Below are 15744 nucleotides of genomic sequence, written 5' to 3' on the forward strand. Positions count from 1 at the left end.
TCAATTATGATTTTTCCACGGAAGCTTTACATAGCGTAAATCGTACAACATTCGTTGTTAAAGCGACTCATTGTGAAGCGTTCTTCATATAATGGACGCAAAAGTAGTTAATTTTAAAACAATTTCCTCGATCTAAGGACTAGAAAATGTCAGAACTTCTTTTATCCTGACCTAAAATAGTATACTTAACGCAAAATCAAATAAAAGCTTATTGATAAATTGAGATAGTAAAATCCACAAAAACACTTGCCAGACAGTAAATAATTTTGTTTAGATTTATTTAAACAAACGTTATAGTTGTCTAAGATTTAACCTGACGCCTTATACGTAAAAAATTCTGAGAGACGGAAAGAAGCAATCTTAATTCAATTTTTACATATCAAATTTGATTTCCAAGGTTATTCATAGCCATAAGCGACAACAATCTGGTCATTCGTTTTCAGAGATTCATGACGGGCGTCGTATCCGCTTAGCACAATCACGTGCGCTCCCATTTCAGCTGCTTGTTTTTTCATTTTTTCAACCTCCCTGGATTCCATATTTGCAATACCGTCAATATGATGCGCTGACTTTACATGAATTTCTCCTTTTTTTATCAAACCCACCACAGACAAAGGATTACTGGTTACTATAATTTTCTCCCAGTCCTTTTTCCCATGCACTTCTACTTTTTTGGAAATTGGTTCTACACGTCCGGATTGGTAAACAATTTTTTCAACTTCTGCTTTCCCTAATTTATCTGAATGGGAATCTACCGGATTTGTAAAGACAATAGTACTTTCTGTTACGTAATTCACCCTAACATGCAGCTTTTCACCATCATGTTTGACTATAACATCCTGGGCGGAGGCAAATCGTGTTGCAATACAGCAAACGACGAGAATCAATAAATAGTTTTTCACTTTTATTACGGATAGAGGTTCTACATAACGTAAATATATTGATAGAATTTTTTCTACGAAAAAATTTGATGATACGAAGATACTACAAACCTAAATGATAATATTGTAATTTTAAGCATTTTAAATAAAACTATTCAAACAATTACTCATAAGCGATAATCACAACATTTCGATTGTCTACAATGCTTGTAGTAAGAAAAACGACTTAACTTCTCAATCCTTCAACCGGTAAATCAAAATATCTAACTTATAATCAAATAGTTAGTACATTTACCTTGCGCCTATTTTAAAACCTCGACTCAACGGATTAAAGTATTTTTTGATCTGTCTGGCATACTATAAATTGTCGGGCACCGAAAGATTAAACACATAATATATAATCAAAAAAGACTATTCTATCGCCCTCTTGATGAGCAAATTTTTTATTATTTTTATAAAAGGAATTGTAGGTTTGATCTGGTTTGTCGCCACAGTTGTTACTACTGTGCTTCTTTCCCCATTTATGCTGTTTTCGTGGATTTCAAGTTTTTTGAATAAAAAGGAAAGGGACAACGATGAAAAAGCATCGTCAGAGGATCAAGACAATTGACTATTAAAAACAATATCTAGAAATAAAATAAAACATATATTGCCTATTTTTTAAGCAGTCAGCCATTGAATAGCTGTTTGCTAACTGTTGGCTTAGCTCTGCAACAGAAGGCCCATCTCCCGACAAATCATTGGGGATAAGATCTTCAAAACTCTTCCATTATCCTTTTTTGACTGCATTTTTCAAAATACCAACAGCCTGCTGCATCTCATCAAGCGATAGATTCCCAAAACCTAAACGCATTGCTGTCACACTTTCAGTCTGATACAAAAGTTTTTGTGGCAGATGAAGATTTTGCGCCAAACAATTTTTGCTGATACGCATCAGATTCAATTCCGGGTTCCATTTCGTCCAGATAGACAAACCTCCTGGCGGTGCCGAAAATGAGACATAATCACCTAATTCAGCGGTTAATAATCTACATAAAAAATCTCTCCTTTCCTGATAAATTTTCAATGCTTTTTTAAGGTGGCGCTGAATTTCTCTTTCTTCCAGCAATTCTCCCAGAGCCTGCTCCATTAGCATATCTCCCTGCCTGTCAACAATGCGGCGAAACTTGCCTAATTCCTGGATAAGATTTTCGGGAGCCACCAAATACCCTGACCGAAAACCCGGTGCAAGGGAGTTACAAAAAGAACCGATATAAACCACCATTCCATGCCTGTCCGCGCTCGTCAGTGGTAATACCGGACTGCTGTTGTAATGAAAATCATAGTCATAATCATCTTCAAGAATTATAAAACCATATTGAGCCGAAAGACTTAACAATTCCAGGCGCCTTTCCGCACTCAATGTCACCGTAGTCGGATAATGATGATGCGGTGTCAGATACAACATTCTGATTTCCCTTGTTTCACAAAGCTTTTTTATAACTTCCACCGAAATTCCGTCCTCATCCACAGCAACAGGAATAATAGTGGCACCCGCCTCCTGAAATATCATATTGGCCACGTAATAACTAAGATCACCTACAATGACCAGGTCCCCTTTTCCGATTAACATATTTGAAGCCAGGTAAATACTCATATGTATCCCCCTGGTTGTCAGGATATTATTTTTCGTAATGTGCAGTCCCCGGGTATTATTGAGGTAATGCGCCAATGTTTCACGATAAAATTCATTGCCTTCAACATGAGAATAACCAAAATGTTTGTGACTGCTTTTTCTTTTAAGAATTCCACCATAAACTTTCGATAATCGATCCAACGGAGCGAGGCGTATATCCGGAAGCCCATCTGTAAATTCGAGTGCAGAATCGTTACGTACAAAGGGCTTATCCAGCAATATATTTTGTTTGAAACTAAAACCCGTTTTTGCAGGATAACTTGTCAGAAATTCGGTATTATATTTTAATGAATCTGATCTTCTGGCGGGTGATTTATTGCTTACAAAAGTCCCTTTATTAGGTTGGATTTCTGTCCAGCCCTGGGCGTTCAATTCATCATAAACGGCAATTATGGTCTTACGATGAACGTCAAGTTCCTGAGATAGTGTGCGGGATCCCGGCAGTTGGATACCAGGCGTTAATACGCCGCGCTGAATTGCATTGATCATCTGATGGACAATCTGCAAATATACTGGCGTATCCAAAATGCGGTCAATTACGACCATACTCTTGAAAGGAATTTGAACCGGACTACTCATACGTCAAAATTAGTAAATATTAAGAGTCCGGCCATGAATTTATATCAAATTACCTGTGAAAGCCTTTTCCGAAAAATCAAAAAAATCAAAAGATTTCAAAATTCAAATCATCTAAATAAAGCTTGAGACCGTATGTTCTGAAAAACGCACTTACTTATGAAACTTCTGGCATCCATACTTTTTATCTGTGTCCTGAGCGCTTTCAAGCTTCCAAACGCTACTGTTGAAAGGGTCGATATCAACCATTATGCCGGAACATGGTATTCACTTTATTCCATTCCGTCTACATATGACAAAGGCAGCAAGGAAACAACTGGAAAATATACCTGGAACCGAAAGGGTGAATATTATGATGTGGTTACGTCTTATAAAAAAGCAGGAAGTGATGAAATTCATTCCGTGTCTTCGAAAGTTTATCAGGTTCCAGGGACCAATAATGCGCAAATGAAAGCGCAATTTCTCTGGCCATTCAAAATTGATTATTGGGTTATTGAACTGGCTGAGGACTATTCTTACGTTGTAGTTGGCCATCCCGAACATAAATTCCTATTTATCATGAGTCGAAAAAAATCGATAGATAAAAAGCTTTATTCCGACATTGTTACCCGCTGCGAGGCGAGAGGCTATGATGTATCCAAACTTACCTGCCAAAATCATAAAGAATAATTGGCATTGTCACGAATGACTACTTTATGTTATCTGCAATTCCCTGTCGGCTTTCAGAGTCAGGCAACATACCGACCTGAATTACAGCTAACTAAATCAGTTTTTTTTTACTAAATTTGGTTGTGTTCAGCTTCAAATTTAGCAATTCTAACGGTGATGGCTATGATCAGAATATTTCTCCCAATACTGCTGCTGTTGATTTCGTCGGTTTGCATAGCGAATTTCCTGTTGATACCCATGGACAAAACACAGACGAATCATCTCAAAGCTTATGGCCTGGCGTATGCGATTCTTAAAGATGATGTTGAACTGGATTGGCTTTTAAATTATCGGGGAGGTAGTTTCATGGTGCAATATTCTAAAGCCATTGAAAGAGAATGTAAGCTGCGGGCTATTTCCTTTGATATCTTATCTGATGCTTCACAGGCACAAATCGTCAGCCAGATCAGCAATCCGAATGTTAACATGGAGGTTATCAAACTCCATACAGCCGCGAAAATTGCTGTTTACTCTCCCATAAAAATCAGCCCTTCGGAATTTGAAAACACTGATGCTGTATTGCTGGTTTTGAAGTATGCGGAAATTCCGTTTGAAGTTATTTATGACGAAGAAATTTTAAAAGGCGATCTACCGAAATACGACTGGATTCATTTGCACCATGAGGATTTCACAGGACAATTTGGAAGAAATTTAAGACGCTTGTCTCCAAATGACATCAAAGCCCAGGAAGCCATTGCAAGTCGTTTTGGCTATGCCAAGGTATCCCAGATGAAACTGGCTGTTGCAAAATCCATCAAAGAATTCTGTGCCGGTGGCGGATTTTTGTTTGCCATGTGCTCGGGTGCTGAAACTTTTGATATTGCACTCGCGGCCGAAGGAATTGATATTGTGGATGGGATTGATGGAGACGGCGTTGATCCTAACGCGCAGTCAAAACTGGATTATTCCAAAACATTTGCTTTTCAAAACTTCAAATTACATCTGGACGATGATGATGGAAGTGCCTTTTCGGATATTAATGCTACTGGTGGCAGGTCATGGTACAGCGAAAATGAAGATTATTTTTCTTTGTTTGATTTTTCTGCAAAATGGGATGTAATACCCGCCATGCTAGTTCAGAATCATGAAAATCTGATACGGGAATTTTTCGGTCAGACGAACGCTTTTACAAAGAATACAGTTAAGCCAAATGTTTTGGTCATGGGAACTAGCAGCCAGTCAGACAGATACATTTATGGCGAACTTGGCCGCGGGCAGTGGACATTTTATGGCGGACATGATCCGGAAGGACGCCGAGGTGGTAACCGCAGAATGGCCACAGACCTCAATCTTTATCCCAATTCTCCGGGTTACCGGCTTATCCTCAACAATGTTCTTTTCCCATCCGCCCGAAAAAAAAAGAGAAAGACCTGAAAATTGGTTACAGCCACTTTAAATTGATATATTTCATGCAAAAAAATATTTCGGGTCTGATATTTTAGCAGAGCCGAAACAAAGATCAGCAACCGGAAATAGCATTACAAGTGGGAAGAAAATTTGTTGAATTTGTCTTTTTCGGAAATTATTTTGTCGGTACGCTGGCAGTTGCGCTTTCACTGGAAACCTTATTTCAGCTTCAAATTCATTTTAATTCCATTTTGTATTATTCATTGTTGTTTTTTGGAACGGTAATGTACTACACCTATGCCTACTCCGGTATTACCAGCGCGGATAATTCCATCAACCCAAGAACGATCTGGTATGCTAAACATCATAATTTCATCAAGTGGAGCCAACCCGCATTACTTGCTATTTGTGGCACCTTATCGTTGATTTTACTTTGCCGGTATTATGAAAATATTTTGCGTTTACCAATTGCTTACTGGATACTTGTCTCTGTAATTGGCCTGGCAGCGATTCTTTATTATGGTTTGATACCCCAATCTTTCATAAAATTAAATCTGCGAAACACAGGCTGGCTCAAAGCATTCATTATCGGATTTGTATGGGCCTGTTGTGTAAATCTGTTACCGCTGGTTGTCCTGCAAATTGAAAGAGGAACATACTACATCGATCCGGTTTTTGCACTTTGGCTTTTCATGAAAAACTGGATGTTTTGTACCGTAAATGCTATAATGTTCGATTTGAAAGACTACGCAGATGACTCCAATCAGCAGCTCAAAACATTTGTTGTCCGTTATGGATTACAAACAACGATATTTTTCGTATTGATTCCTTTATTAACAATCGGCATTGTCTCTCTTTTACTTTTTGCGCATTTCCGGCATTTCAAAACAATAGTTCTGTTGTTCAATCTGGTACCTTTTATGCTGATGCTCATTGTTGCATGGTCTATGTTAAAACACAAAAATATCCTGTACTATCTCATCGTCATCGATGGGCTTTTACTCGTTAAAGCAGTTTGCGGCATAGTCGGATCTCAATTTATTAACTAGACTTAAACCTAATGGATACTGATTTCGATACAGTTGCCCGCCCATATGATTTCATTAGCCGGCTGTTTTTTGGAGACGCGTTGGTGAAGGCCCAGGTCAGTTTGCTCTCACAAATTTTGCCAAACAGCAGAATTTTGATTGTTGGTGGAGGAACAGGATGGATACTTGAAGAAATTGCTAAAATACATCCAACAGGATTAGAGATTATTTATGTAGAATCTTCTTTGAAAATGATTGAACTATCCCAAAAGAGAAGCTGCAAAAACAATAGTGTTTCCTTTATGAATACGCCAGTTGAAGGTTATTATACTGAACTGCTTTTTGACATCATCATCACGCCTTTCTTTTTCGATCTTTTCAAAAAAGATAAAATAGACATGCTATTTTCTGGTCTGGACAAAAAATTAAAGGAAGACGGATTATGGCTCTATACCGATTTCATTCCAACTGAATACCAGACAAAAATCTGGCAAAAAGTACTTTTAAAAACGATGTATTTATTTTTTGGAATACTAAGCAAAGTCGAAGCTTCCGAACTTGTGGACATGGATTTGTATTTTTCTGAAAAATATAATAAAATTTCAGAGGAGTGGTTTTATGGAAAATTTGTGAGGTCGATAGCTTACAAAAAAAACCAAATTGCAATTTCACTATCGTTGTAATCATAATTTGTGAGGAAATTTTGGAAAAACATTATTTTGCTTTTTTCTCGTCCTTCTTTCTTAGCCAGCATATTAATCGTCTCAATAATTCCATGGCAGTTTCTTTACCGGTTATTAGTTAATTCAGCTTGTACTTTCTCAACGAAATCCGCCGATACATCTGCCAGCATGGCTATTTTATTCACATCAAAGTCATAATTTGAAAGAAGATTTCGGACAAATATTACTTTTCCATTTTCTAAGCCTTTCTCCAAACCTTCTTCCATCCCCTCTTCCTTAGCCAGCATTTTAATTGTCTCAATAATTCCCATAGAAGTTTCTTTACCGGTTAACAAATTGATTTCCATATCAAATTTACTATTTATTTCAGAATTTTCTATGTGAACAAAAGTCTTTAAAAAATAAAGAAAACGCCTTATTTGTTCGTTTTCGTAGCGCTTGCTTTGTATAAGAGCCCTGGCAATGGTTAGCCTTTGTTCTCCTAATTCTTCCTCAGGAATTTTTCCTTGAAGCAATGATTTTTGTGCCGCCAGAACAATCAGTGTAAATGGATTATTCATACCTAACAACTGCTCTTCGTTATGCTGCAAAATCCCATAAGCATTGTATTCATATGTAATTCTGGTTCCTAAAAAGCTTTTTTGATATAAAGCAGTCTGGTTCTGATTATTTTGTCCTGTAAAAACTGCAAGCGCAACGATTTCAACTTCAAATCGATCCAGAATTCTGTAATAGTATTGAAACATTCTCTTTCCAAAATTCTTACCTGCAATCGCCTCGATTTCGATATGAATTAATATCCATTCCTCCTCGCCACTTCTCAAAAAAGTTTTTACCAGCATATCCACAAAACGGCTTCCGCCTTGCTTATCGAGTTCAGGGAATAATTCACTTAACTCCTTATCCATAAACTCAAAACCCCTTTCTATATTGAAAAGAATATCCGCATCATCAAAAAAGAAACGCAGCAAATCCGGAAAAGCTTCCTCAAAAGCACTTTTCAACAGTATATCATTCTTTTTACGCATACATCAAAAGATATCAAGAGCCACTCATTTTGTAAACGCGATTACGAATACTGATCAAAGTCACTTAGCTTACAGACACAGGTCATCTTATCCCCGACCTAAATCCGCCAATTTTGACTGACATTTTAAACAAGTGTCACATTAGACCTTCGTTTATTTTAAACTCTGGTTTTCAACCCGCTGGCCCGATTTATGAGACCCCACGAACATATTATTGAAAAACCAATACTTACCAGGCCTCCCTGTTATCATTGTGGTGAAGAATGTAAAGATGACATCATCCACTCGGATGAACACGCGTTCTGTTGTGAAGGCTGTTCGATGGTTTATGATATTTTGAAAGAGAATGATCTTTGCAGTTATTATTCCATTGACGGGCCACAAGGAATATCTCCGGATAAATCCTATTTCCAGGGAAAATTTGATTATCTGGACCTGCCGGAAGTAGCTTCCAAATTGCTCGAATTTACCGATGGAAAACTTTCCAGTATCAATTGGCTGATACCTAAAATACATTGTAGCTCCTGCATATGGCTGCTGGAACAATTGCACAGATTCAACCCTGCTATCCGAAGTTCAGTTGTCAATTTCCCGGAAAAAAAAGTTAGAATAACTTTTGATTCCCAGCAAATTAAACTCAGCGAATTGGCCGTACTTATTACTAAAATTGGTTACGAACCGTACCTAAGCCTGAACGATGTTGAAGGTACTCAAAGCCAAAAATGGAATAGAACCCGGTTGTATAAGATTGGTATAGCCGGTTTTGCATTCGGCAATATTATGCTTTTGAGTTTCCCTGAATACTTTCATCTGGGAGAAAGTTCATCTGATCAAAACCTGCGGACACTTTTTAGCATCATTAATTTCATATTAAGCCTTCCCGTATTTTTTTATTGCGCCGCTGATTTTTTCAAATCTGCCTGGTCGGCGCTAAAAGGAAAATATCTAAATATTGATGCACCTATCGCCTTGGCTTTGCTTTGCGTTTTTCTTACCAGCATATATCAAATTGTCTCCAAAACCGGCCCAGGATATTTTGATTCGCTTACCGGTGCGGTATTTTTTATGTTGATCGGAAGATATTTTCAGGACAAAACATATGCCGGCATTTCCTTTGACAGGGATTACAAATCTTATTTCCCTGTCGCAGTAACTACAATAAAAGACGAAAAAGAAACCCGGGTCCCTATCACTGAGCTAAAATCCGGCGATAAGATGTTAGTCAGAAATCAGGAGTTAATTCCGGCAGATGCCGTCCTTTTAAGCAGCAGGGCATTAATCGATTACAGTTTCGTATCCGGAGAATCAGAGCCGGTGGAACGACAAAAAGGCGACACTATTTACGCAGGAGGAAAACAGACAGGATTGTCTGTTGAACTGGAAGTTCTTCGCCAGGTTTCTCAAAGCTACCTTACACAACTTTGGAACAACGATACTTTTACCAAAGAAAAAGAGAATCAAAACCAGACACTTGCTGCGCGGATTAACCGATACTTTTCCTCGGTCATACTCATTATTGCCAGCCTTACTTTCCTATTTTGGTTTTTTATCTTAAATCAACATGAAACAGCTTTCAGAGCTTTTACCACTTCCCTGCTCGTCGCCTGTCCGTGTGCATTGTTACTTTCCTCCACTTTTACTAATGGCAATTTATTAAGCCTCTTTGGTAAGCACCGGTTTTATCCCAAAAACGCAGATGCCATTGAACGACTTTCACATATTGATACCATCGTTTTTGATAAAACAGGAACCATCACACAGACGAACGAAGCAGAAATTGAGTTTATCGGCAATAAACTATCAGAAGATGAACTGGTTATAGTAAAAACTTTGGCTAGGCAATCATCTCACCCTTTGAGTAGAATGCTTGTTAAAAAACTTGAAAATATTATTGGAAGCGGCCGTATGTTGATGCATTTTGAAGAAACCGGAGGTGCCGGAATAAAGGCATTCTGGGGAAAAACTGAGGTAAAATTAGGATCTTCAAAATGGGTAGAAAATGCAAATCCGTCAGAAAAAACGAGTAATGCCTCTTATATATATGTTTCGTTTGATAAAAAAATACGAGGTTATTTTACATTAAAAAGCAAATATCGTCCTGAGCTTGCCAGAACCGTAGACATGCTTAAAAAAGAAGGTTTTCACACCTATCTTTTATCCGGGGACAAACAGACAGACAGGCCTATTTTGTCGCCTATATTTGGGAAAGATACTAATTTATTATTTGAACAAAGTCCCGAAGAAAAACTTCGTTTCATAGAAAATTTACAAAAAAATGAAGGACGAAATGTTTTAATGATCGGAGACGGACTCAATGACGCAGGTGCTCTTCGCCAGAGTGATGTCGGCTTAGCCGTTTCAGATGACATAAACAATTTCTCCCCTGCCTGCGATGCTCTTGTGGAAGGAATTCAACTGGAAAAACTCCCAGCTTTTATAAACCTTGCCAAATCTGGTCAAAGCATTATCAAAATCAGTTTTACTATATCGCTTATTTATAATGTTTTAGGATTGTCGTTGGCAGTTACTGGTAAATTATCTCCAGTATTCGCAGCCATTCTTATGCCTGTCAGCTCTATTACTATTGTACTTTTTACCACTATTGCGACTAACATCTCAGCCCAAAAGTGGATGAAAAGGTGACGAACATCAGTTTAATAGCATCCTAATGTCATCGTTTGCCTTAACCAAGTCAGGTAGTTTTGGCATATCAAAAGCGAGGAAAATATTTTTCACAAAACACTGATAATCAATTAATTTAATTAAATAGAAACCCATGGGCGCTCTTTACGTTTTGATTCTCGTCAGCTTGTTTGTGGCCTTAGGCTTCCTAAGCACCTTTATTTGGTCGGTCTGGAAAGGTCATTTTGATGATGACTGCACACCGGCGATGCGCATACTTCTGGATGACGGCATTATCACCAACAAACCGGTTAAAAAAAATTCCTGAATTAGATTCCGGATTATCTCACCCGACCCAAATTATTACCACTATTTATTCACCAATCTGCTCTCAAAATTATGTCAAACCTTCCCAATCCAGGTATCGCATCCATTGAGCTGGACGAATTTCAGTATGATAATAAAATCGTACGAAATTTTGCTATCGCGACGATCCTGTTCGGACTTATAGGCATGCTTGTCGGTCTCTTGGCCGCTTTCCAGCTTGTATTTCCAAATTTAAATATGGATTTACCGTATACCACTTTCAGCCGTATCAGGCCATTGCATACCAATGCCGTTATTTTTGCGTTTGTAGGAAACGGTTTTTTTACCGGCCTGTATTACTCAGCACCAAGGGTATTGCGGACACCGATGTGGAGCCCTGTTTTAAGTCGGTTCCACTTTTGGGCCTGGCAGTTTATTATCATCGGTGCTGCTATTACCTTGCCGATGGGATTGTCCAGCGCCAAAGAATATGCGGAACTTGAATGGCCGCTTGATATTGCGATTGCAATCGTTTGGCTTTCAGGTTTAACCAACTTGGTGATGACAACAATTCATCGTCGCGTTGAACATATTTACGCTGCTATCTGGTTTTACATTGCTTCATTTGTTACTGTTGCCATGTTGCATGTGGTTAATAATCTGGAACTTCCGGTTTCACTTTTTAAAAGTTACTCGCTTTACGCAGGTGTTCAGGATGCTTTGGTGCAATGGTGGTATGGACATAATGCGGTGGCGTTTTTTCTGACTACGCCTTATTTAGGCTTGATGTATTACTTTTTACCAAAAGCAGCGAACCGTCCTATTTATTCATACCGACTTTCCATTGTCCATTTCTGGTCATTGATTTTCCTTTACATCTGGGCTGGACCTCACCATTTGCTTTATACCGCATTGCCGGATTGGGCGCAAACGCTCGGAACTGTTTTTTCTGTGATGCTGATCGCTCCTTCATGGGGTGGAATGATGAACGGCCTTTTGACTTTGCGCGGTGCCTGGGATAAAGTTCGCGAAGATGTAGTTTTGAAATTTTTCGTCGTAGCCATTACGGCCTACGGTATGGCAACATTTGAAGGACCTATGCTGGCTTTCAAAAATGTTAATGCCATTGCCCATTATACCGACTGGATCGTTGCGCACGTACACGTAGGAGCGTTAGGATGGAACGGCTTCCTGACATTTGGTATGTTATACTGGCTTTTCCCTCGATTATACAATCGTCCATTGTTTTCTACCAAACTGGCCAGTTTCCATTTCTGGATCGGTACCTTAGGGATTCTGTTTTATACTGTACCAATGTATTGGGCCGGGTGGGTGCAAAGTTCTATGTGGAAAGAATTTACAGCAGAAGGTTTGTTAAAGTATCCTAATTTCCTTGAAACTGTAACACAGCTTGCACCGCTTTACTTCCTAAGAAGTATCGGCGGTACCTTATATATTATTGGTTTTATAGTGATGATCTACAACTTGTGGATGACAGCACTTAAAGGTACACTTGTTCCATACGAAACTGCAAAAGCAATGCCGTTGGCCGCTGTTTGGCATGCTGATAAAAAGGAATTCTGGCATCAGAGATTGTTGGAACGTAAACCTTTAACAATCACAATTGTTGCCTTGCTAGTCGTTTCGATTGGTGGTATGATAGAAATGATTCCAACTTTTATGATCGAATCCAACGTTCCTACCATTGCAAGTGTGAAACCATATACCCCTCTTGAACTTCAGGGCCGTGATATTTATGTTCGTGAAGGCTGTTATGTTTGTCACACGCAAATGATTCGTCCTTTCCGTTCTGAAATTGAACGTTATGGGGAATATTCAAAATCCGGGGAATTTGTTTATGACCACCCGCACCAGTGGGGATCAAAACGCACAGGTCCGGATCTGCACAGAATTGGTGGAAAATATCCTGACTCATGGCATTACAACCACATGGAAGATCCTACTTCTATGTCCCCAGGATCTATTATGCCACGTTATGGCTGGCTTTTGGAAGACGATCTGGATACAGCTTCCACACCCGTAAAAATTCGTGCAATGCAGACTCTCGGTGTTCCTTATGAAAAAGGTTATGATAAAATTGCCAATGCTGAATTGCATAAACAAGCACTTGGAATCCAGTCCAGATTGAAACAAAGCGGGATTAAAGCCAATGAAAACAAGGAAATCATTGCGTTGATTGCTTATCTGCAACGATTGGGTACGGATATCAAAACGGGTAAATAATTGTCGAAACAGGGCGACCACGAGGGTCGCCCCAACCATAACAAAATCATGAAATTCCGAAACTATCTCGAAACCATTGCGGGTGTGGGTATTTTCCCACTTATCTCCCTCATCATATTCTTTGTCTTCTTTGTCGTGCTTCTGTTTTATGTTTTCAAACTGGATAAAACGTCCCTTAATCAAATGAAAAACATCCCTTTAAATGATGGAAGTGTCAAAAAAGGAATTTTATCAATAATACTTTTCCTGATATGTTCTTTATCAGCTTATGCTCAGGAGCCAAAAGAAGAACTTCGTGCACTTTCCGGCACCGACATTTTATTAATAATGTTGTTAGGATTATTAGTTTTTATAATGGTTCTAATCGTCATTTTATTAGTAAATGCACTTTCCGTTTTAAGGCAGGTCACCAATAAAAATACTGAAACAGCTCCTAAAACAAGCTGGTTCAAAAAATTCGCTGGTCTTGGTGTTTCATTAAATGATGAAAAAACAATCCTGATCGAAGGTCACGATTATGACGGAATCCAGGAACTGGATAACCGCATGCCGCCATGGCTGCAATCCCTATTTCTTGCAACTGTTTTGATAGCAATTGGATATTCGGCCTATTATTTCAGCGGAATGGGAGATTTACAAATTGCAGAACTTGATAAGGAAATAGCCCTGGCGGATATTGAGAAAAAAGCTTATCTGGAAAAAGTGGGTTCAACTATGGACGAAAACACAGTCACCCAGCTAACTGAAATAGTTGGAATTGACGCTGGGAAAGCCATTTTCCAGGAAAAATGCACGGCCTGCCATGGCACAGAAGGCGGAGGAGGAGTTGGGCCAAATCTTACCGATAAATTCTGGCTGCATGGAGGAAATATCAAAAATCTTTTCAAAGTAATTAAATACGGTGTTCCTGAAAAAGGTATGATCTCATGGGAAAAACAGCTTTCTCCGACAGACATGCAAAAAGTAGCCAGTTTCGTATTGTCACTAAAAGGAAGTAAACCGGCAAACCCGAAAGAACCGCAAGGGGAAATATTTGAAGAAGGAAAAATGCCCGCAGATAGTACGGTTGCGGTAAGATAGTTGAAAGCGGCCGCGTCGCGGTTGAAAGTTAAAAAAATGCGCTTTGGGGCATATCTGATTTATTTTTAGATTTTCTTTTAAGCATTAACGTCCTCCTGGACTATTAAAATGAGTATACCAAATTCTATTCCTGTTTCCACGCCGCCCGCCGACGATTCTTTCCGTGATCATTTCAATGGCGTTAATGAAGACGGAAAACGGAATTGGTTTTATCCGCAAAAACCAACAGGAAAATGGCATGACAGGCGTGTCTGGTTTACGGTTGTTATTCTTACTTTATTATTTGTTACGCCTTTTTTGAAATATAACAACCAGCCGCTTCTACTTTTCAATGTTCTGGAAAGAAAATTCATCATTTTCGGATTATTCATTGGGCCGCAGGATTATTGGCTTTTTGGACTTACGATGTTATCCTTTATGGTTTTCATCGTTTTATTCACAACCATATTCGGACGTTTGTGGTGTGGCTGGGCCTGTCCGCAAACTGTTTTTATGGAAATGGTTTTTCGGAAAATCGAATACCTTATTGAAGGTGATAGCGGCAAACAAAAATTATTAAACAAAGCCCCGTGGACAAGTGACAAAGTTTTAAAAAAGGGAATTAAATATTTCTTATTTTTACTAGTCTCTTTTCTAATTGCCAACCTCCTTTTATCCTATGTTATTGGTGTCGATGAAGTATCTAAAATCGTTAGCGAACCTATAGCCGACCACGTACCGCTTTTTTCCGGAATTATCATTTTTACCGCGGTTTTCTATTTCAATTTTGCATGGCTGCGTGATCAGGCGTGCACGGTTGTTTGTCCATATGGTCGCTTGCAAGGGGTTTTGATGGACAGAAATTCTATTGTTGTTGCCTATGATTACAAGCGTGGAGAACCTCGCGAAAAATTACATAAAGGCCACGATCGTACTGCTGGTGACTGCATCAGCTGCTTTCAATGTGTAGCCGTTTGCCCGACAGGAATTGACATTCGAAACGGCACCCAAATGGAATGTGTAAACTGCACAGCCTGTATTGATGCCTGCGATTCCATCATGGATAAAGTGGGTTTTGACAAAGGATTGATAAAATACACATCCGAAAATGCGATCGTTAGTGGAGTCAATAAACTGATAACCAATCGAACACGGGGATATATTGTCGTACTTGTTTTACTATGGTCGGCACTGGGATATCTGGTTGTTTCCAGAAATGATACGCAAACCACGTTATTCCGCGCACCAGGGAGTCAATATATTGAAAATAAGGATGGTACGATCAGTAACTTGTATACTTTCAAAATTTTTAACAAAACAAACCAGATCGTAAAACCGGTCATTCATCTTGATTCACCAAAAGGGACATTGCTCTTCGCAGGAAAGCCTGATCTGACATTGGATGGAGCCGGTATGTCGGAAGGGACAGTTTTTATCATTATTCCAAAAACAGAATTAAAGAACCGAAAGACAAAACTGAAACTTTCTGTTTTTCAGGGAAAAGAAAAACTGGAAACTTTTGAGACCACTTTTATGGCTCCGGAAGAATGATTTTAAGTGTTTTACTCAGAAATCATATTTTAATAT

At 38.8% G+C, this 15744-nt stretch carries 13 protein-coding genes; 10 read left to right on the forward strand and 3 right to left on the reverse strand.

Translation table 11 applies throughout. The features are described from left to right. Positions 1-398 precede the first annotated feature (398 nt). Positions 399-902: a hypothetical protein gene (locus tag FZF08_RS07760; RefSeq protein ID WP_159468073.1), complete on the reverse strand. Its 504-nt coding sequence runs from the start codon at positions 900-902 to the stop codon at positions 399-401. Between the two features lie 409 nt (positions 903-1311). Between FZF08_RS07760 and FZF08_RS07765 the strand changes: the two genes are divergently transcribed. Continuing rightward, a complete protein-coding gene (locus FZF08_RS07765; protein ID WP_159468074.1) occupies positions 1312-1491 on the forward strand; it encodes a hypothetical protein in 180 nt (59 codons plus the stop codon). Between the two features lie 159 nt (positions 1492-1650). Here the strand turns inward: FZF08_RS07765 and FZF08_RS07770 are convergent, their stop codons facing one another. Beyond that, entirely contained in the window at positions 1651-3135 is a 1485-nt protein-coding gene (locus FZF08_RS07770; protein ID WP_159468075.1) for a PLP-dependent aminotransferase family protein, read from the reverse strand. Between the two features lie 156 nt (positions 3136-3291). On the opposite strand from FZF08_RS07770, the gene FZF08_RS07775 reads away from it, so the two are divergent. The 4 genes from FZF08_RS07775 (at position 3292) to FZF08_RS07790 (ending at position 6898) form a co-directional block, all read left to right on the forward strand. Continuing rightward, positions 3292-3801, forward strand: a complete 510-nt coding sequence (locus tag FZF08_RS07775; RefSeq protein WP_159468076.1) for a lipocalin family protein — start codon at positions 3292-3294, stop codon at positions 3799-3801. 156 nt (positions 3802-3957) lie between these two features. Beyond that, a complete protein-coding gene (locus tag FZF08_RS07780) occupies positions 3958-5214 on the forward strand; it encodes an asparagine synthetase B (RefSeq protein ID WP_159468077.1) in 1257 nt (418 codons plus the stop codon). Positions 5215-5324: 110 nt separating this feature from the next. Beyond that, positions 5325-6236 (forward strand): hypothetical protein, encoded by a 912-nt coding sequence (locus FZF08_RS07785; RefSeq protein ID WP_159468078.1) that lies wholly within the window; start codon positions 5325-5327, stop codon positions 6234-6236. An 11-nt stretch (positions 6237-6247) separates the two neighbouring features. Continuing rightward, complete coding sequence (locus FZF08_RS07790; protein ID WP_159468079.1) at positions 6248-6898, forward strand: class I SAM-dependent methyltransferase; 651 nt, start codon at positions 6248-6250, stop codon at positions 6896-6898. Positions 6899-7002: 104 nt separating this feature from the next. On the opposite strand, the gene FZF08_RS07795 is transcribed toward FZF08_RS07790, so the two are convergent. Next, positions 7003-7926, reverse strand: a complete 924-nt coding sequence (locus tag FZF08_RS07795) for a hypothetical protein (RefSeq protein WP_159468080.1) — start codon at positions 7924-7926, stop codon at positions 7003-7005. Positions 7927-8118: 192 nt separating this feature from the next. On the opposite strand from FZF08_RS07795, the gene FZF08_RS07800 reads away from it, so the two are divergent. From FZF08_RS07800 to ccoG, 5 genes are all read left to right on the forward strand, one after another. Next, complete coding sequence (locus FZF08_RS07800) at positions 8119-10569, forward strand: heavy metal translocating P-type ATPase metal-binding domain-containing protein (protein ID WP_159468081.1); 2451 nt, start codon at positions 8119-8121, stop codon at positions 10567-10569. A gap of 133 nt (positions 10570-10702) precedes the next feature. After that, positions 10703-10876 (forward strand): cbb3-type cytochrome oxidase assembly protein CcoS, encoded by a 174-nt coding sequence (ccoS, locus tag FZF08_RS07805; RefSeq protein WP_159468082.1) that lies wholly within the window; start codon positions 10703-10705, stop codon positions 10874-10876. Positions 10877-10947: 71 nt separating this feature from the next. Further along, positions 10948-13098: a cytochrome-c oxidase, cbb3-type subunit I gene (gene ccoN / locus FZF08_RS07810; RefSeq protein ID WP_159468083.1), complete on the forward strand. Its 2151-nt coding sequence runs from the start codon at positions 10948-10950 to the stop codon at positions 13096-13098. Positions 13099-13146: 48 nt separating this feature from the next. Continuing rightward, entirely contained in the window at positions 13147-14178 is a 1032-nt protein-coding gene (locus tag FZF08_RS07815; RefSeq protein WP_159468084.1) for a c-type cytochrome, read from the forward strand. A 108-nt stretch (positions 14179-14286) separates the two neighbouring features. After that, positions 14287-15708 (forward strand): cytochrome c oxidase accessory protein CcoG, encoded by a 1422-nt coding sequence (ccoG, locus tag FZF08_RS07820; RefSeq protein WP_159468085.1) that lies wholly within the window; start codon positions 14287-14289, stop codon positions 15706-15708. Positions 15709-15744: the final 36 nt, after the last annotated feature.

The sequence above is a fragment of the Dyadobacter sp. 3J3 genome (assembly GCF_009801115.1).
Lineage (GTDB): Bacteria > Bacteroidota > Bacteroidia > Cytophagales > Spirosomataceae > Dyadobacter.